The sequence below is a fragment of the Halopseudomonas maritima genome (assembly GCF_021545785.1).
In the GTDB taxonomy this organism is placed as follows: Bacteria; Pseudomonadota; Gammaproteobacteria; order Pseudomonadales; family Pseudomonadaceae; genus Halopseudomonas; species Halopseudomonas maritima.
Genome location: NZ_CP079801.1, coordinates 3,795,869 through 3,813,527 on the forward strand (window position 1 = coordinate 3,795,869; position 17,659 = coordinate 3,813,527).

Consider the following 17,659-nt stretch of genomic DNA (forward strand, 5'->3'; position numbering starts at 1 on the left):
CCAGCCCCGATAAGGGGCTGGGGCGTTACAGGCCGGTAAACAGCAAGGGCGTAGGGACGGCGCGAAAATCAATCGACATCATCAGGCTCAGCGCGGTGATGGCGATGATCGAGAAGCCGAACAGCTTGCGCGCCCAGACCCGGTCATCGACCTCCTCCCGGTAGCCGGACAGCGCAATCAAGAGCCACCAGATACTGACCAGCAGGGCAATGACCAGGTACCCGTAACCGGCAAACCCGGACAGCGTCAGCATCAGCGCCGCGGCTGCAAAGGCGAGGATGTACCAGACGATATGCTGTTTGGTGACCCGAATGCCCTCTTTAACCGGCAACACCGGAATACCGGCTGCGCTGTAATCATCGAAGCGGAAGATGGCAATCGCGTAGGAATGCGGCATTTGCCAGAGGCAGAAGATCAACAGCAGCAGCGCCGCACCGGTATCGAACTGCCCCGTTACAGCGCAGTAGCCCACCACTGGCGGCATGGCTCCAGACAGGCTGCCGACCAAGGTGCCGTAGACCGAGCGGCGCTTCATCCAGAGGCTGTACACCCCGACGTAGATAAAAAAGCCGAAGGCCGCCAGCGCGGTGGCTACCGGCGTGGTGTACCACCAGAGTAAGCCAAAGCCTGCCACGCCCAACACGATGCCGTGCGTCACTGCCGCCAGCAGTGAAATTTGCCCGGTGACCAGCACCCTGCCCCGTGTGCGTTGCATATGACCATCAATATCGCGATCAATGCAGTTATTCATCACACAGCCACTGGCAACCACCAGCGACAGCCCAACCACGGTAGCCAGCAGCAGGCCGAGATCGATCTGCCCCTGGGCGGCAAGGAAGTAGCCCCCCGCCACCGCTATCAGGTTGCCAAAGATGATGCCGGGCTTGGTGACCAGCAGGTAACGTTTGAGTTTCACTGGAACATCCAGGGCATCATCAGCATGTCGGCGTTGATCATGATCCAGATAGCCAAACCCACCAGCATCACGATGATCAGCACAGTGAACAGGAAAGCCAGCAGGTTCCAGCGGCCCTCGGACGAGGTGTTCATATGCAGGAAGCAGACCAGGTGCACAACGATCTGCACTACCCCCATAGCCAGCATGCTGATCAAGTTGACACTCTGGCTGAACTGCCCGCTCATCAGCATCCCGAACGGGATGGCAGTGAGGATCACTGAAAGGATGAAACCGATGGCGTAGGAGCCGTAGCTGCCGTGGCCGGCACCGGCATCAGAATGCGCATGACTCATCAGACAACCCCCATCAGATAGACAATGGTGAATACGCAAATCCAGACGATGTCGAGGAAGTGCCAGAACAGGCTCAGGCACATCAATCGTGTGTTGTTGCGCTCGGTCAGGCCGCGCTGGCTGACCTGCAGCATCATTACGATCATCCACACCAGGCCGGCGGTGACGTGCAGCCCGTGCATGCCAACCAGCGTGAAGAACGACGACAGAAACGCGCTGCGGTCAGGGCCAAAGCCCTCGGCGATCAAGTGGTGGAACTCGTTGATCTCCATGCCGATAAAACCAGCCCCCAGCACGAAGGTGGCGGCCAGCCAACCCAGCGTTTGGCTCTTGATGCCGCGACGGGCGGCAATCATGGCAAAGCCGTAGGTGCAGCTGCTGACCAGCAGTAGCGCGGTTTCACCCAGCACGTAGGGCAGCTCGAAAATGTCCTTGCCGCTGGGCCCGCCGGCCGTGTGGTTAACCAGCACGGCGTAGGTGGCGAACACACAGGCGAACAGGATGCAATCGGTCATCAGGTAGAGCCAGAAACCGAATACGGTGTTGCCGCCGGTGTCGTGGTGCTCGTGGTCGTGGTGCGCCACGGTGTGGTTAGCGTGCATGACAGTACTGGACATGGTCAGACGTTCTCCGCAACGGGTTGGGTATTCAGCAGCCGTGGCTCAAAGCTGGCGTGGTGCTGGTTTTCAATGCGCTCGATCTCATCCGGGTGCACATAGTAGTCCACGTCCTCGTTGTAGCTGCGCACGATGAAGGTGGCGATCATGCCGATGAAGCTGACGCCTGCGAGCCACCAGATATGCCAGATCAGAGCAAAGCCAAACACGGCGCCCAGCAGGCCGATAATCAGGCCGGCAGCGGTGTTTTTAGGCATGTGGATGGGCGCGTAATGATCAGGGCGCAGGTAGGCTTCGCCACGCTCCTTCATGTCCTGGAAGGCATCCAGTGCACGCACAGTTGGCGTTACCGCGAAGTTGTAGAACGGCGGCGGCGAACTGGTAGACCACTCCAGGGTACGGCCACCCCACGGGTCACCGGTGAGGTCACGCAGGGATTCGCGATTGCGCAGGCTGACCACCAACTGCGCCAACTGGAACCCAATGCCGCACAGAATCAGACCCGCACCGAAGAACGCAACGACCAGGTACGGCTGCCACAACGGGTTGTCGTAGTGGTTCAGACGGCGGGTCATGCCCATGAAGCCGAGGATATAAAGCGGCATGAAGGCCACGAAGAAGCCGGTGATCCAGCACCAGAAGGCGCCCTTGCCCAGACGCTCATCCAGCTTGAAGCCGAAGGCCTTCGGGAACCAGAAGGTAAAGCCGGCAAGGTAACCAAACACCGCACCACCAATGATGGTGTTATGGAAGTGGGCAATCAGGAACAAGCTGTTGTGCAGTACGAAGTCAGCACCCGGGACTGCCAGCAGCACGCCGGTCATGCCGCCCACGGTAAAGGTCACCATAAAGCCCAGGGTCCACAGCACGGGCGTGGTGAACTGGATGCGGCCACGGAACATGGTGAACAGCCAACTGAACAGTTTGACCCCGGTTGGCACCGCGATAACCATGGTTGCGACGCCAAAGAAGGCGTTGACGTTGGCGCCAGAACCCATGGTGAAGAAGTGGTGCAGCCAAACGATAAAGCCGAGCACGGTAATGGCGCCACTGGCCCAGATCATCGAGGTGTAGCCGAACAGCTTCTTGCCTGAGAAGGTTGAGATGACCTCAGAGAACACACCAAACGCCGGCAGGATCAGGATGTACACCTCGGGGTGACCCCAGGCCCAGAACAGGTTGATGTACATCATGGCGTTGCCGCCAAGCTCGTTGGTGAAAAAGTGCATATCCAGGTAGCGATCCAGGCTCAGCATGCCCAGTGTGGCGGTCAGGATCGGGAAGGACGCGACAATCAGAATATTGGTGAAGGTACAGGCCCAGGTGAAGACCGGTATTTTCATCAGACTCATGCCCGGCGCGCGCATCTTGAACACGGTGACCAGGAAGTTGACACCTGTTAGTAGCGTACCCAACCCCGATAACTGTAGCGCCCAGATGTAATAGTCGACCCCAACCCCTGGGCTGTAGCCCAGCTCGGATAGCGGTGGATAGGCAACCCAGCCAGTGCGGGCGAACTCCCCTACCCCAAGCGAAACGTTGACCAGAATCACGCCAGCCACCAGCAGCCAGAAGCTCAGGGAGTTCAGGAACGGGAAGGCAACGTCGCGGGCGCCAATCTGCAGCGGCACCGCGATGTTCATCAGGCCTACCATGAACGGCATGGCCATGAAGATGATCATGATCACACCGTGGGCGGTGAAGATCTGGTCATAGTGCTCAGGCGGCAGGTAACCCTGCGAAGCGCCTTCGGCAATGGCCAACTGGCCGCGCATCATGATGGCGTCGGCAAAGCCGCGCAGCAGCATGATCAGGGCAACCAGGATGTACATCACACCGATTTTCTTGTGGTCAACCGAAGTCAGCCACTCGGTCCACAGGTAGCCCCACTTGCGGTAGTAGGTGATGGCGCCAAAGATACCCAAACCGGCAATCGCGACGACAGCCAGGGTAATCATGATGATCGGCTCGTGATACGGCACGGCCTCGAGTGTCAGCTTGCCAAACATTAGTGGGCCTCCGTGTGCATGCTGCCCATTTCGGCGTCCGCGTGAGCCTGGTGGCCCGGCTGACCCTGAGGGTCTGCGTGGCCGGCCGCGTGATTACCGCCGTTGTGGTATTGCATGAGGATGGTTTCGTACAGGGTTGGGCTAACGCTGCCGTAGTAACGCACCGGGTCAGCCTTGCTGGGAGCTGCCAGCGTTGGGTAAGTGTTCAGATCCAGCGTGTCGGTATTGGCCTTGACCTGCTGTACCCAGTCGTTAAAGCCCTGCTGCGAGGTGGCCACAGCCTGAAACTTCATGTCGGAAAAGCCTTCGCCACTGAGGTTGGCGGAGATGCCGTCGTAGGTGCCCTCGTGGTTGGCAATCAGGTGCAGCTTGGTCTGCATACCGGCCATGGAGTAGATCTGGCTGCCCAGCGCCGGAATGAAGAACGAATTCATTGCCGATTGGGAGGTGATCTTGAAGTTGACGGGGGTGTCGACCGGAAAGGCCAGTTCGTTGACGCTAGCAATGCCCTGCTCGGGGTAGATGAACAGCCACTTCCAATCCAGCGATACCACCTGTACCTCAATCGGCGTGACGTCCGAATCGAGTGGGCGGTAAGGGTCAAGCTGGTGAGTACTCTTCCAGGTGATGGTGCCCAGAATCGCAATGATTACACAGGGGATCAGCCAGACCACCAGCTCAACCGCCGTGGAGTGCGACCAATTGGGGCGGTAGGTAGCCTTGGTGTTGCTGGCGCGGTATTTCCAGGCAAATGCCAGCGTCATCACGATGACCGGAATCACCACAATCAGCATTAACAAGGTAGCGGTGATGATCAGCGACTTTTCGTCGACGCCGACCTGCCCTTTCGGGTCCAGCAACACCATTTTGCAGCCACTGAGCATCAGCAGCGGCAGCCAGGCGAGCCGTTTCAGGAGTGAAGTTATCTGCTTCGGATTCATGTTGCAGCCTTAGTCGTTGAACAGGCCTCGCGCCCGACAGGGAACGAGGTGCAACAGGCTCCAGCGAAGCGCACACCTGGCTGCCCAATCACGCACGCAACAACACCCCGTGACGCTCCCGCATGAGCGCGTTCAGGTGCTGCCTAGTGTCGTTATGGGTCAGCGTGGTGTCTGTGCAGACTGAGACGGCGTACAGCTTCAATCGCCAATGTGGCCGCGGGAGCGGCGCCTTCCGTGGGGAACCAGATCAGACGCCTGGAGCCCGTTACGCGAATTATTACAAAGTATTTCGGCTCGCTACGCAATTGTAACAAGAGGTGACACAGATCAATGCGGCGGGGAAGAACTACTGATAAGCGCCCTGCCCAGTAGGCGGGAGTTTTGCTACAGAGCCCGCCAACTCCGGCTTCTAGCCGATACCGGTGCGTCTGTCCTGAGGTATAAACCGGTGCGACGCTTTGCCGCGCTCATGCCTGCGACAGCAGGACACTTGAGTGGTGGGCTGTGTTGGTCATACCATTTCAGACTCTCCCGCTCAGGTACTACACCATGACCGACAACACGCCGACCTACGGCACAGCTGATGCGTCCTACCAGGCCGCAGGTGGCATCGATGGCATTCGCCGCCTGGTAACGGATTTCTATCAGGAGATGGATACGTGGGACGGCGCGCGGGAACTGCGCGCGTTGCATGCAGAAGAACTGTCGTCAGCCCGCGACAAGCTGGCGGCGTTTTTGTCTGGCTGGCTGGGCGGGCCACGGTTGTTTCAACAGCAATACGGCAGCATCAACATTCCGGGTTTCCATGCCCGCTGGCCGGTGGGGGCCGAGCTACGTGACCAGTGGCTGGAATGCATGGCACGGGCAATCGCACGGCAGAACTTTCATCCGTCGTTTGCACGATACCTGCTTGAGCAACTGCGGGTGCCGGCCAACCGGATCGTTCAGGCCAGCCAGGCGGTACATCAGGCGCAGCAATAAGACGGCAGGCCCGTCGCACCGAGACGCAAGATCAGGACAGGGCTAGGTCAGAGGTTTCTCCCAGAACATCGCCCGGCCCATTGCCGGGTCCAGCTCGTAGCCGTTGAAACCAACAGCGCGGTAGCTGTTCTGCGCGACGCGGTTGCCTTCCAGTACCTCCAGCGTCAACTTGCAGCAGCCCCGCTCCCGGGCGATGGTCTCTACCCGCTGAAGCATCAGCCGCGCCACTCCCCTGCCCCGTGCATGGGTTGAGACCACAACATCATGAATATTGAGCAAAGGCTGTGCCTTGAAGGTACTAAACCCCTCAAAACAGTTGGTTAGGCCGACGAAGCCTGATTCGTCTTTGGCAAGTACAAACAGGTAGTCCGCGCGCGCACTCAAGCGCTGCGGCAGCGCTTGCAGCACCTCGTCTGGTAGCGCCTTGCTGCCACCCATCGGGTCTGTTGCGTACTCGCTCAGTAGCCGAGTCAAGGCTTGTGCGTGAGCGGGATTGGTCAGATCGCCAGTGATGATCTCGATGTTCATGGTTGTCCTGACTGCAGTTGCTGGCGCAGGGTCAGCAGGGTTTGGCTGTTGGGGTTGCGCTGCAGGCCCTTGTCGATTTCGGCCAGGGCGTCGCTGTGCTGTCCTTCGCTGTTGAGCGCGACCGCCAGCACGTAGCGATAACGGGCAGTATCAGGGTCCAGCGATACCGCCTGACGCAGTGACGCGAGCGCGTTGTCCATCTGTTTGCTGCGCACTTTCAGCAGGCCCAGGCTGAAGTGCAGGGGCGCCGCCTCCGGCAGACGCTTGAGGCCTTCGTTCAGCAGCCGTTCGGCATCAGGGTCACGCAATGACGCGCGGTATAGATCAGCCAGGTTGATGTAGGCGGCGATAAAGTACGGGTCAAGTTTGAGCGCCTGCTGATAAGCGTCCTCGGCCAGCGCCAGTTGCCTGCGGGTTTGATAGAACACGCCTATGTTGAGCTGTGCCGAGGCGTCGTCGGCGTTGGCCTGCTGGGCGGCGAGATAGCTTTCCTGCGCCTTGCGCAGCCGCTCTACGTCGGCACCGCGCATTTCTTCCGGCGGGATGTCGAGCAACTGCCCTGCGGCCTGCAGGCGCACTACTCGCTCGGGTGCATCCAGCAGGTGGTTGACGAGTTGCCAGCGGGTCACCGGTGGGTAGCCGGCAACTGCCTGCAAGGCGCCCAAACGTATCTGTGGATCTTCGGCACGCAGCGCCACAAACAGAGATTGCGCCACTTCAGGGCCCGGCCAGGACTGCAGCAGGCTGGCAGCCGTGGCGCGCGCGATGGCGGGCTGGCTGTCATCGTTGAGCAGGGCGACCAGCGCGCCATCGGCGCCCTCAGCGCCGGCCCGTGCCAGCGCAAAGGTCTCTGCGTACTGCTGCAGGCCCTGCGGGGTATGACCGTACCACTGCTGAACATGGTCGGCGGCCCACTCTGGGCTTTGCTCGTTGTGGCATTGGTTACAAGCATTTGGCGTACCCAGGCTGACACTCAGGTCAGGCCGTGGAATGCGGATGCTGTGGTCACGCCGAGGGTCGACTTCCATGTAAGTGGTAGCGGGCATATGGCAGTCAACGCAAGCGCTGCCAGCGGCAGTGCTGTGAAAGTGGTGTTTGGGCGTCTGATACTGATCAGCCTGATGACATTGCAGACACACGCCGTCGCCGGGCAAACGCAGCTCCAGCGAATGGGGGTTGTGGCAGTCGCTACAGGTGACGCCGGCCTGATACATCTTGCTCTGCAGGAAGGAGCCATGCACAAAGACTTCGTCCTGAATCTGTCCATCGGGGTGGTAAAGCCCCTGATCCAGCGTCGACAACAGGTAGTTTTCGACCAGCAAGCCCGCATCCTGGCGATCATCAAACAGCTGTGCGCGGCGGGAGTGGCAGGCGGCGCAGGCCTGAATTTCCTTTTCGCTGCTGCGCGGCATGCTGCGTTCAGGGTGGCCGCTGGCGTTGATCTGCCAGTTGACGCCTTGACGCTCATCAAAGCGCAGGCTCAGGCCCAGGGTATCGGCCATGTCTGGGTGGCTATCTGGACTGGCTGCCCATTGCAGGTGATCGGACGCCGGCCCGTGACACGCTTCGCAGGAGACGTCGATCTCGTTCCAACGGGTGCTGTAGCTGTTGCTGGCGGCGTCGAAGTTGCGCTCAAGGTTGGTTGAGTGGCACTCGGCACACATGAGGTTCCAGTTGAACTGCCGGCCGGTCCAGTGCAGCGCCTTGACCGGATTATCGCCATTGACGTCAGGGTTCAGCTGAAACCAGCGTTGACCGCCCTCCTCGCTCGGGCGCGCGTCCCAGGCGACGCTAAACGCTTGATAGCGGCCGCCTGGCAGGGCCAGAAGATACTGCTGTAAAGGATACACACCAAAGGTGTAGTCGACCTGATAATCGTCGTACTGGCCCTCTGCGTCAGCGGTATTGACCCAGTATTGCCCGTCGCGCTCAAAGAAGCGGCTGGTAACGCCGCCAAACTCGAAGGTCTGGTTGGCGAAGTTACCCAGCACCGTCTCGGCGCTGGCTTGCTGCATGGCTTGATCATGGTGCGAGCCGGTGAACTGCGCGGTTTGCTCGGCATGACAGCCAGCGCAAGCCTGACGCCCGACGTAGTCAGGCGCGCCTGGCGAGGGCGCTGTGGCCGGTGTCGGTGGTGCCACCGCCGGTTTGGGCGTTGGCACAGTTGCCGATTCAGCGGCTGGGTGGTTGGTTGCCGACGCGGGGGCCGTGGTCGGCTCCGAGGGCAAGGTCAGCCACCAGATAAAAACGGCGGCGAGCACCAGCAGCAGGGGCAAGATCAGCCGCCAGACTGGCGGTGACATCGACTGCTCTGGTTTTTTGTTGTTTTGTTGCCGCATGCGGCAGGCTTCCTTTTCACGGTCTAGCCAGCATGCTAACGGACTTGCCTCGTCATTTGCCAGCGATCTGGCAAATCTCACAGGCAAGGGTGTGCTGCTCCCCCGGATGGAGCAGGCGTGCGTCTGCATCGGCGTTTGCGGCTTCAATGCAGAGCATCTGTCGGTAGCCTTCAGCCGGAAAGTTATCCAACCGAGTCGACTTTGCCTGCCACGGATTCCACAGCACCACCGAGGCGCTGCCGCTGCGCCGCACCTCCAGAATGCGGTCGGTGTCATGCAGATACAGGGGCTCGCGGTGATCCAGATAGATACGATCCACCTCTTGATCAATGTGCAGCGCACCGTGTTGGCTCTGCATTTTGCCGCTGAGCTGGTCCAGATAGCGTGCCCCTGCCAGCCCTTCTACGCGTACCCGGGAGATGTCGCTGACCGGCAGATAGCTATGCAGCGCTTGGCTTAGCGATTGCGCTGTCTGACCGGTGTTGCGAGTGGTCAGCGCCATGTGCAGCGTTGCTCCGAGAGATAATTCCAAGGTCAGCGCCCAGCACTCACCAGGCAATGTGCTGCGTAAGGTCGCCGCCGGCAGACTGAAGCGCAGCCGCACGCCTTGCTGGTCTGCGTCGGCGTGCTCCAGCTGCCAGAGATTGCGCCGCGCAATGCCGTGCGCGGGGCCGGATTGCGCACTGCCAAACCAGGGCCAGCACAACGGCACGCCACCGCGCAGCACGCCTCCCGGAGCCTGCGCGTCGACCTGGCTCATCCATAGCAGGTCAGGCTGTCCGGTGGGGATGCAGGACACCAGATGCGCACCTTCCAGTGCAACCAATGCCCGCACCGCAGGATGTTCGATCTTTAGGAACGCCTTGCCCGCGCTGTTGTGCGTTAGCACAATTCCGTCGGGTAACGCAGCATATTCCAGCATGCCTACTCCTGAGGGCTTATCTGGTTGACAGGCTCTACTTCAATGCGGTCGCGTCCGTTGTGTTTGGCTCGATAGGTAGCAATATCAGCGCTATTGAGCAGCTGGTCCATGCTCGCCGCGCCCAGCTCGGTCACAGTGACGCCAAAACTACAGCTAAGCCGCACAATGAAACCATCATGCGCAATACATAGGCTGTTGATAGCCTGCCGCAAGCGCTCTGCCAGGTCCCGCGCGGCCTGCAGCCCAGTGTCTGGCAGCAAAATGGCAAACTCTTCACCGCCAAGGCGCGCGCAAACGTCGGCTGGACGGGTTTGTTTGCTCAGCGTTTGCGCTAACGCCTTTAACACTGCGTCGCCGCCAGCATGGCCGTATTGGTCGTTGATCTGCTTGAAGCGGTCGGCGTCCAGACTGATCAGGGCAACCGGGTGCTGCATACGACGCGCCTGCTCCAGAACACGCTGCCCCAGTGTGAATAGCGCCCGGCGGTTGGCCAGCCCGGTGAGTTCATCTTCATGAGCCAGCTGTTCTGCCCGCAAGCGAGCAGCGGTGAGCTGGGCTTGCAGGTCTTTGATATCGGTGATATCGGTGGCGATCTCCAAGCGCACCAGGCGGCCGTCTGGCCAGTGGATAGCTTGATCGCGGCATTGATACCAGCGCTGGTTGCGGGTGTTGCGAAACTCCCACACTTCCACCGGAGCGGGCTGGCCATTGCGCTCGACCAGGCGGTGATTGTTGCAGAAACTACAGGGCCCCTTTTGATTGTGCTGCAGCGCTTGCCAACACTTGCGATTGTTGATCTCCCCGCACTGGGCTCGGCCATAGGCGTTAAGAAACAGTAATTCATGGGTTTGCATGTCGGCGACATAGACCAGCGCATCCAGGCTGTCGAGCACGGTTTCCAGTGCTTCCTGATTGGTGTCACGTAGGTCAGGGGTGTTTTCATCCATGGCAGCAAACCTTGGTGGCGGTGGTTGCTCGGTACGCAGCGCTCCGGCGTCGCACATCCATACAGCGGTAAAGCAGAGGCTGAATGCTGTGAGCCCCTGTGTGATGGCATCGCTGTCATATTACGCCAGCGGCAGCTGCGCCTGCCATCACAGATATGCCATCATGTCGCGCGCCAGGGCCCGTGGTACTGGCCGTAGCCGATTTCACCCACGTCGCCAGGGGTGTCCGCAAGGGCTGAGAATACGTTGATGCCAAGCAACCCAAACCCTGGAACCTGATCCGGATCATACCGGCGGAGGAAGTGCGACATGCTGTACCTGTCCGTGGCAGCCCTGGCTGCCGTGCTGTTGCTGTTTGTCTGGATTGGCCTGCGCGCGCGCTCGACGCAAGCGGGTCTCGACGACTTTGTCACTGCCCGCAATTCGCAAAGCGCCCGCGCTATCGGCTTGTCATTTCTGGCCTCCGGCATGGGTGGCTGGATTCTCTTTGCGCCGCCAGAGGTCGGAGCACTGGTCGGCCCGCTGGCTCTGGCTGGCTATGCGCTGGGCGCCGCCCTGCCCTTTGTGCTGTTTGCGCTGCTGGGGCCGGCCATTCGCCGGGCCTTGCCGCAGGGGCGCAGCATCGGCGAGTTTGCTGAGCACTGCTATGGCTCGGCGGTACGTCGCTGGGTGGGGCTGATTTCATTGCTGTACATGAGCTGCTTTCTAATCGCCGAGCTGACCGCGATTGGCGCCATTACCGGCATGTTGTCCGACATTAACGGCAACCTGGTGGTGGTAGGCGTTGCTGTCGCGACCTTGCTCTACACCGCCTGGGGTGGTTTGCGCGCGAGCATGACCACCGACCGCTGGCAGGCCTGGTTGCTGCTCGGCCTGTTGGCATTGGTCGGCGCGGTCGCTCTGCAGCGTGTACCAGAGGCCACTGCCGGTGCGGCGTTACCCGGCATTCCTGCAGGTGCTGCGCTGGGCGTGGCCTTGACGCTGGTGATTGCGGTCACGGCAGCCAACCTGTTTCACCAGGGCTACTGGCAACGGGTGTGGGCTGCCGAAAGCGATGCTGCGTTAGGCCGTGGGGCGCTGCTTGGCGGTTTGGCGACCATTCTGGTGGTCGCGGTGGTGGGTGGTCTGGGTATCATTACGGTCATGAGTGGCGCAGATGTCGGCTCGCCGCCAATCCCCTTCTTCGCCATGCTCGGCGATGCGCCAGCCTGGCTCTCCCTGCCCGCGTTGCTGCTCGCTCTTACCCTGGTGGCCTCCTCCGTCGATACCCTGCAAAACGCGATTGCGTCGCTGCTGGTGACGGAAAAGCGCGGCCTGTCGCTGACGGCGGCACGCTGGCTGACGGTGGCGCTGATGGTGCCAGTAGTGCTGATAGCGCTAGAGGGCATGTCGGTGCTGCGGCTGTTTTTAATCGCTGACCTGCTGTGCGCTACGGCGGTCGTGCCTGTGCTGCTCGGATTATGGCGGCGCATGTCGGCGCCGGTGGCTATCGCCGGGGCGCTGGCGGGTCTGCTGGGCGCCGTACTGCCGGGCTGGGTAGCCAGCGGCAGTTTTCTGCAAGGGCTTGAGCTGGCCAGCTTCCCGAATACCGTGCCTACGCTGGCACCCTTTGCCGGCGCGCTGCTGGCGTCTTCACTGGTCAGCCTGGCCGGTGCGTTGCTGTGGCGCCCGCGTCTGGCCACACCGTCCTGAGTATGCTGCCGGCTGCTCGCGGTAGCAGCCGGCATAGGGTCTGACGGGCTCTGTCATGTCGTGAATCAGTCACTTTGGCGTCAAATGCACAACCTTTGTCGTCATTGCACCAGTGCTCAAAGCTGCGCTGCAGGCAGTCTATAGTCACTGAGATAGCACGTCAGACAATAAGAGAGCCAAAAATGACGAACGAGCACTTCGATGTATTGATCATCGGTGCCGGCCTGTCCGGTATCGGCACGGCCGTTCACCTCACCCAGAATTGCCCCGACAAGCACTTCGCGATTCTCGAACGCCGCCAGCAAGTGGGCGGCACCTGGGACCTGTTTCGCTATCCAGGCATCCGTTCGGACTCCGACATGTTCAGCTTCGGCTTTGCATTTCGTCCCTGGAATGAGTTGAAAACCCTGGCCGACGGTGAGTCCATACGCCAGTACATCGGGGATACGGCTCGTGAATACGCGATTGATGAAAAAATTCGCTTTGGCATCGAAACCGAGCAGGTGCAATGGTGCAGCGCACAGCAGCAGTGGGTGATCAGCGCCCGCGACCTGGACAGCGGCCAGGCCCGGCATTTCAGTTGTGATTTCTTGATCAGCTGCACCGGCTACTACGACCACAAGGCCGGCTACCTACCCGAGTTTCCGGGCGTCGAGCGATTCCAGGGGCAATGCATTCATCCGCAGCAGTGGCCTGAGAATCTTGATTACCGGGGCAAGAAGGTGGTGGTCATCGGCAGCGGTGCCACCGCCGTTACCCTGGTGCCGGCGATGGCTGCCGAGGCCGGACACATCACCATGCTGCAGCGCTCCCCCTCCTACATCATGACGGTGCCTGCCCACGACCGGATTACCGAGGTTATGTGCAAGTTCCTGCCCAACAACTGGGTTTACAAGCTGTCGCGTCGTCGCAACATTGCTATTCAGCGCTGGATTTTCAAGGCGGCCAAACGCTGGCCACAAGGCACCCGCCGCTTTCTGCTGAAGAAGGTTGCCAAGCAGCTGGATGATCCAGCCCAGATGAAGCACTTCACGCCGACCTACATGCCCTGGGACCAGCGCCTGTGCGCCGTGCCCGACGGGGACCTGTTCAGCGCCATCAACAGCGGCAAGGCGTCGGTAGTTACCGACCAGATTGAAACCTTCACCGAGACGGGGATTCGCCTCACATCCGGGCAAGAGCTGGAGGCGGATATCATCATCACCGCAACCGGTCTGCAGCTGCAGGTATTGGGTGGCACCCAGCTGCAGCTGGACGGCAAGCCGCTCGATATCAATCAGCGCATGACCTACAAGGGCGTAATGCTGCAAGACGTACCCAATATGGCCTGGATCTTTGGCTATACCAACGCGCCCTGGACGCTCAAGTCCGATATTGCTGCCCAATGGGTATGTCGACTGCTGAACCACATGCGCGCCGCAGGCCTGCAGGTTGCAACACCGCGCGACCGCGACGGCAATCTGATTGCCGGTGAGTCCATGATGGGCGCCTTGCAGTCGGGTTACGTGCAACGCGGCAACACCGTGTTGCCACGCCAGGGACGTGCCGCTCCCTGGCGCCTGCTCAATGCCTACGAGCAAGACAAGGACATGTTGCTGCAAGAGCCCATTGAGGACGACCTGCTCGAGCTGACGGAAAAGGCCAGCCAGTTGCAAGCCAACACCCCGCGCAATGTGCGCGCCGCCTGACCGGAGACCTGCCATGAGTAGTCAACTGAACAGCCTCACTGTACTGGGTGCTGGCGTGCTGGGCGGTCAGATCGCCTGGCACAGCGCCTACATGGGCAAGCAGGTGGTGGTGTATGACCTGTTCGAGGATTCGCTTGGGCGCTGTAAGGTCGCGCACGAGCAGTATGCCGAGATCTACCTTGCGGATCTGGGCGCCAGCGAGCAGCAGATGGAGCAAACCCGGCAACGCTTGCGCTACAGCTCCGACCTGGCCGATGCCGTCGCGCAGGCCGATCTGGTGATTGAAGCCGTGCCTGAAATCCCTGAAGTCAAGGCCCAGGTCTACCGCGAGATGGCAGCGCTATTGCAGCCGCACTGCCTGATTGCCACCAATTCATCCACGTTGTTACCAAGCCAGTTTGCCGACGCCACCGGACGCCCCGCACAGTACTGTGCGCTGCATTTTGCCAACCTGATCTGGGCAATGAACGTAGCCGAGGTAATGGCACACGCCGATACCAGCGAGCACACTTTGCGCAGCATCGCCGCCTTTGCCATTGAGATCGGCATGGTACCGATTCCGATCCAGAAGCCCCAGAACGGCTACGTCATCAACTCCCTGCTGGTGCCCTTGCTCGGCGCAGCACAAAGCCTGATTACCAATGGCGTGTCCACGCCGGAAATGGTGGACCGAACCTACATGATCACCAATCGAGGTGTCGCCTTGGGGCCCTTTGGCATGATGGACGTGATTGGCATGAAAACCTGTTACGACGTGCTCAGCTATTGGGGCCACCAGAACAGGGATGAACAGACCCTGAAGAACGCTGCCTACATCAAGGAGCACATGATTGATCAGGGCAAGATGGGGCTGCAAACGGGCTGCGGTTATTACAGTTACCCGAATCCGGCCTACGCTGCGCCGGACTTTCTTGCCCCGCCGGGGCTCGATGCGGTCGACGACATCGTTCGCCTGACGCTACCGCGTAAAAACTAGCTGCCACGCTGCGGGCTGGCTGACAGCTCAGCCCGTTTCGGCTGGGCTCTGCGCCTGGGCGTCTGCCGGGTCTGTCAGCCACATAAACAGCAGCGCGCAGGCCGGCATCAGACCGCCCAGCACTGAAGCCGCCAGCCAGCCGCCGCTAACATAGGCCCAGGCGCCCGCCGCCGAGCCCAATGCGCCCCCCACAAAAAAGGTAGCCATGTAGATGGCGTTCAAGCGGCTGCGCTCAGCCTCACCCAGTGCATAAATCAGCCGTTGGCCCAGCACCACGTTGCCCGAGACACCCAGGTCCAGCAGCACTGCAGCGAGCACCAGCAGCGCCAGCGACAAGCCGGAGCCTGGAGCACTGAGGTGTGTAATGGCGAACGCCACGATCACCGAGAGCATTGCGACAACGGTGGCCGGTCGCGTCAGACCGTGGTCTGCCAGTCGCCCTGCAACCGGCGCGGAAATGGCGCCGGCTACACCTGCCAGCGCGAAGAGCGCGATACCCGATTGCGACAACTGAAATTGCGGGCCCGCCAGCAACAGCGGCGTCGTGGTCCAGAACACGCTGAAGGCACCAAACATCATGGCTTGATAGAAGGCGCGGCGTTGTAATACCGGTGTGCTGATGGCCAGCCGCCCCATTGAACGCAACAATGCCAGGTAACCCATGCTGGCGGTGGGTATCCGCTGTGGCAGCACGCGCTGCATTACCAATACCAGCACCACCATTACGATGGCAGACAAGGCAAACACCCAGCGCCAGGAACCCAGCACGTCGGTAATCATGCTCGACACCGGGCGGGCCAGCATAATGCCGAACATCAGGCCGCCCATCACGTTACCCACCACCCTGCCCCGGTATGCTGGGCTCGTCAGATGCGCCGACAGTGGCACGATGATCTGCACCGCCACGGCGCCAACGCCGATGACCAGCGAGCACAATAAAAAACTGACTGCCGAGGCAGACAGCGCGGTGCCAAGCAGTGCCAGGGCCAGCAACAGCACCATCGCACTGATCAGCGCCCGGTTCTCCAGGCGGTCGGCCAGTGGAACGATCAGCAGCAGGCCGATAACGTAGCCAATCTGCGTCAAGGTAACGATCAACCCGCTCACCTGTGGGGCCATACCCAGCGACGCGCTGATGGGCCCAACCAACGGCTGAGCGTAGTAAAGGTTTGCCACTATCACGCCGCAGCAGGTGGCTAAAAAGAACATCAACCCGGTGGCGATACCACGGCTGCTCGATACCAGCATGGCGGCTCCTGCAGTCAGATTCGAGAAAGCGACCATGCTACGCGGGTTTGTTCGTGTAATGTCGAACTTTACCCGCTACGGTGGCGAAAACACTGTTGCGCAAAACGTACCTATAGGTTCATCAACATCCGCACGCCGGTGCGTTGCGGGTCTCTCAAGCCGGGCTGGTGAATCAGGCTGGCTGTACCTGCCGAGAGCGCTCTGCTCCCCCGGATAACGAGCCCCGGAGGCTATCAGCGATGGCCACGTCACCGAGGGCTCGGCGTCGGCAGGTAAGACTGGCTTGGCTGGCGCCAAGTGAGGCTAACGTCGTCGATACGCATGGTGGCCTCCTTCGTGGGCATGGATACCTGCCTATATCGCTCGGTGATCTCGGCGCTTTGGCGGCATTGGCCTTTGACCCGGCTGGACTGCTTCCCTATATTGAGCGCCGCCGCGTGTGCGGCATCGTTCTCGGGGCGGGGTGCAACTCCCCACCGGCGGTGATGGAGTTTGCGGTTTTTTCCGCTCTCCCAGCCCGCGAGCGCTCTGCGTGGCAGAGGTCAGCAGATCCGGTGTGATTCCGGAGCCGACGGTGATAGTCCGGATAGGAGAGAACGTGTCGGATGCTGCTTGGCCTGAATGGCCGGTGCAGCCCTGCCCGTTCGCCCTGATTCAATTGCAACCGGAAGTACTCATGAATCAGAGCAAGACGATGACCCAATATGATCCTGCGCAACAGCGCATTGCCTTTATCCATGCATCCTGGCACGCCGATATCGTGCTGCGTTGTCTGGACGGTTTCCGTGAGGAAATCAGCCAGCACGGCTACAGCGCCGAACAGATCGACGTGATCGCGGTGCCAGGTGCCTATGAAATTCCGCTGCAGGCCAAACTGTTGGCCAAGAGTGGTCGCTATGCCGCGATCGCCTGCGCCGGCCTGGTCGTTGATGGCGGTATTTATCGCCACGATTTCGTTGCCAACGCGGTGATCAGCGGCCTGATGCAGGTCCAGCTGGAAACCGAGGTGCCGGTGCTGACGGCAGTGCTTACGCCTCACCATTTCCACGAGCACGCAGAGCACCAGACTTACTACCGCACGCACTTTGTCACCAAGGGCCGCGAGTTGGCCAGTGCGGCAGCAGCAGCCATGCAGCTGCGCTGGGCGGTCTGACCAGAGGCTATACGAGTTGTCTCTGTATGGCGCGGGCCAACAGAGACAACCTGCCCGTACCGTCGCGTTTCAGCTACCGGCGATGCGAAAGCCAATTTGCAGTACCACCTGAAAATGCGCGACCTTGTCGTCAGTTATGTGGCCGCGTGTTTCCTTGACTTCAAACCACTCCATGTAGCGCACGGTCTTGCCGCACTCGGCAATAGCTGCGCGAATCGCGTCATCAGTGCTTTCGGTGGACGAGCCGACAACCTCAACCTTCTTATAAACGTGGTGGTTGGACATTTCAGGTCTCCTTTTATTCTTGTCTGGAGCCTTGAGTATGGCAAAGACCACGGTCACTGCTCGGCGCTTGATTGCAATCTAT

16 protein-coding genes and 1 riboswitch are annotated in these 17,659 nt (G+C 60.5%); of the genes, 5 read left to right on the top strand and 11 right to left on the bottom strand.

From position 1 onward, the window contains the following. Positions 1 to 25: 25 nt before the first annotated feature. From cyoE to cyoA, 5 genes are read right to left on the bottom strand one after another with little or no spacing between them, the layout of a single operon-like run. Complete coding sequence (gene cyoE / locus HV822_RS17525) at positions 26 to 916, bottom strand: heme o synthase (RefSeq protein ID WP_238871542.1); 891 nt, start codon at positions 914 to 916, stop codon at positions 26 to 28. Continuing rightward, positions 913 to 1,254 (bottom strand): cytochrome o ubiquinol oxidase subunit IV, encoded by a 342-nt coding sequence (gene cyoD / locus HV822_RS17530; protein ID WP_396265177.1) that lies wholly within the window; start codon positions 1,252 to 1,254, stop codon positions 913 to 915. Before cyoD ends, cyoE begins: the two co-directional genes overlap by 4 nt. Beyond that, positions 1,251 to 1,868 (bottom strand): cytochrome o ubiquinol oxidase subunit III, encoded by a 618-nt coding sequence (locus HV822_RS17535; RefSeq protein ID WP_238871544.1) that lies wholly within the window; start codon positions 1,866 to 1,868, stop codon positions 1,251 to 1,253. The genes cyoD and HV822_RS17535 overlap by 4 nt, the downstream gene beginning before the upstream one ends. A 2-nt stretch (positions 1,869 to 1,870) precedes the next feature. Continuing rightward, positions 1,871 to 3,877, bottom strand: a complete 2,007-nt coding sequence (cyoB, locus tag HV822_RS17540) for a cytochrome o ubiquinol oxidase subunit I (protein ID WP_238871545.1) — start codon at positions 3,875 to 3,877, stop codon at positions 1,871 to 1,873. Beyond that, positions 3,877 to 4,818: a ubiquinol oxidase subunit II gene (gene cyoA, locus HV822_RS17545; protein WP_396264944.1), complete on the bottom strand. Its 942-nt coding sequence runs from the start codon at positions 4,816 to 4,818 to the stop codon at positions 3,877 to 3,879. The genes cyoB and cyoA overlap by 1 nt, the downstream gene beginning before the upstream one ends. A gap of 549 nt (positions 4,819 to 5,367) precedes the next feature. Between cyoA and HV822_RS17550 the strand changes: the two genes are divergently transcribed. Continuing rightward, on the top strand, positions 5,368 to 5,799 hold the full coding sequence (locus tag HV822_RS17550) for a group II truncated hemoglobin (RefSeq protein WP_238871546.1): 432 nt from the start codon (positions 5,368 to 5,370) through the stop codon (positions 5,797 to 5,799). A 42-nt stretch (positions 5,800 to 5,841) separates the two neighbouring features. Here HV822_RS17550 and HV822_RS17555 read toward each other — a convergent pair whose 3' ends face one another. Genes HV822_RS17555 through HV822_RS17570 form a run of 4 tightly spaced genes read right to left on the bottom strand, consistent with a single transcriptional unit; the run spans position 5,842 to position 10,535 of the window. Then, positions 5,842 to 6,327: a GNAT family N-acetyltransferase gene (locus HV822_RS17555; protein ID WP_238871547.1), complete on the bottom strand. Its 486-nt coding sequence runs from the start codon at positions 6,325 to 6,327 to the stop codon at positions 5,842 to 5,844. Then, positions 6,324 to 8,666, bottom strand: a complete 2,343-nt coding sequence (locus tag HV822_RS17560; RefSeq protein ID WP_238871548.1) for an ammonia-forming cytochrome c nitrite reductase subunit c552 — start codon at positions 8,664 to 8,666, stop codon at positions 6,324 to 6,326. The genes HV822_RS17555 and HV822_RS17560 overlap by 4 nt, the downstream gene beginning before the upstream one ends. Positions 8,667 to 8,718: 52 nt before the next feature. After that, the gene (locus tag HV822_RS17565; protein ID WP_238871549.1) at positions 8,719 to 9,588 is read right to left on the bottom strand and encodes a D-hexose-6-phosphate mutarotase; all 870 of its coding nucleotides are present in this window, start codon (positions 9,586 to 9,588) and stop codon (positions 8,719 to 8,721) included. A gap of 2 nt (positions 9,589 to 9,590) precedes the next feature. Beyond that, positions 9,591 to 10,535 (bottom strand): GGDEF domain-containing protein, encoded by a 945-nt coding sequence (locus HV822_RS17570; protein ID WP_238871550.1) that lies wholly within the window; start codon positions 10,533 to 10,535, stop codon positions 9,591 to 9,593. Between the two features lie 309 nt (positions 10,536 to 10,844). Between HV822_RS17570 and HV822_RS17575 the strand changes: the two genes are divergently transcribed. The 3 genes from HV822_RS17575 (at position 10,845) to HV822_RS17585 (ending at position 14,891) form a co-directional block, all read left to right on the top strand. Further along, on the top strand, positions 10,845 to 12,227 hold the full coding sequence (locus tag HV822_RS17575; RefSeq protein WP_238871551.1) for a sodium:solute symporter family transporter: 1,383 nt from the start codon (positions 10,845 to 10,847) through the stop codon (positions 12,225 to 12,227). Between the two features lie 182 nt (positions 12,228 to 12,409). Then, complete coding sequence (locus HV822_RS17580; protein WP_238871552.1) at positions 12,410 to 13,915, top strand: flavin-containing monooxygenase; 1,506 nt, start codon at positions 12,410 to 12,412, stop codon at positions 13,913 to 13,915. Positions 13,916 to 13,928: 13 nt separating this feature from the next. Next, positions 13,929 to 14,891 (top strand): 3-hydroxyacyl-CoA dehydrogenase, encoded by a 963-nt coding sequence (locus tag HV822_RS17585; protein WP_238871553.1) that lies wholly within the window; start codon positions 13,929 to 13,931, stop codon positions 14,889 to 14,891. Between the two features lie 27 nt (positions 14,892 to 14,918). Here the strand turns inward: HV822_RS17585 and HV822_RS17590 are convergent, their stop codons facing one another. Beyond that, positions 14,919 to 16,139 carry an MFS transporter gene (locus HV822_RS17590; RefSeq protein WP_238871554.1) on the bottom strand — a complete coding sequence of 407 codons (1,221 nt, stop codon included), beginning with the start codon at positions 16,137 to 16,139 and terminating at the stop codon, positions 14,919 to 14,921. 445 nt (positions 16,140 to 16,584) lie between these two features. Beyond that, positions 16,585 to 16,741: riboswitch (FMN riboswitch) on the top strand. 56 nt (positions 16,742 to 16,797) lie between these two features. Between HV822_RS17590 and HV822_RS17595 the strand changes: the two genes are divergently transcribed. Further along, a complete protein-coding gene (locus HV822_RS17595) occupies positions 16,798 to 17,292 on the top strand; it encodes a 6,7-dimethyl-8-ribityllumazine synthase (protein WP_396265178.1) in 495 nt (164 codons plus the stop codon). 69 nt (positions 17,293 to 17,361) lie between these two features. Here the strand turns inward: HV822_RS17595 and HV822_RS17600 are convergent, their stop codons facing one another. Continuing rightward, positions 17,362 to 17,577, bottom strand: a complete 216-nt coding sequence (locus tag HV822_RS17600) for a dodecin (protein ID WP_238871555.1) — start codon at positions 17,575 to 17,577, stop codon at positions 17,362 to 17,364. Positions 17,578 to 17,659 lie beyond the last annotated feature (82 nt).

Coding starts and splice junctions, on each gene's coding strand:
- HV822_RS17575 (WP_238871551.1), top strand. CDS start 10,845: ATGCTGTACCTGTCCGTGGCAGCCCTGGCTGCCGTGCTGTTGCTGTTT.
- HV822_RS17550 (WP_238871546.1), top strand. CDS start 5,368: ATGACCGACAACACGCCGACCTACGGCACAGCTGATGCGTCCTACCAG.
- HV822_RS17580 (WP_238871552.1), top strand. CDS start 12,410: ATGACGAACGAGCACTTCGATGTATTGATCATCGGTGCCGGCCTGTCC.
- HV822_RS17535 (WP_238871544.1), bottom strand. CDS start 1,868: ATGTCCAGTACTGTCATGCACGCTAACCACACCGTGGCGCACCACGAC.
- HV822_RS17555 (WP_238871547.1), bottom strand. CDS start 6,327: ATGAACATCGAGATCATCACTGGCGATCTGACCAATCCCGCTCACGCA.
- HV822_RS17585 (WP_238871553.1), top strand. CDS start 13,929: ATGAGTAGTCAACTGAACAGCCTCACTGTACTGGGTGCTGGCGTGCTG.
- HV822_RS17560 (WP_238871548.1), bottom strand. CDS start 8,666: ATGCGGCAACAAAACAACAAAAAACCAGAGCAGTCGATGTCACCGCCA.
- HV822_RS17600 (WP_238871555.1), bottom strand. CDS start 17,577: ATGTCCAACCACCACGTTTATAAGAAGGTTGAGGTTGTCGGCTCGTCC.
- HV822_RS17570 (WP_238871550.1), bottom strand. CDS start 10,535: ATGGATGAAAACACCCCTGACCTACGTGACACCAATCAGGAAGCACTG.
- cyoB (WP_238871545.1), bottom strand. CDS start 3,877: ATGTTTGGCAAGCTGACACTCGAGGCCGTGCCGTATCACGAGCCGATC.
- HV822_RS17565 (WP_238871549.1), bottom strand. CDS start 9,588: ATGCTGGAATATGCTGCGTTACCCGACGGAATTGTGCTAACGCACAAC.
- cyoA (WP_396264944.1), bottom strand. CDS start 4,818: ATGAATCCGAAGCAGATAACTTCACTCCTGAAACGGCTCGCCTGGCTG.
- HV822_RS17590 (WP_238871554.1), bottom strand. CDS start 16,139: ATGCTGGTATCGAGCAGCCGTGGTATCGCCACCGGGTTGATGTTCTTT.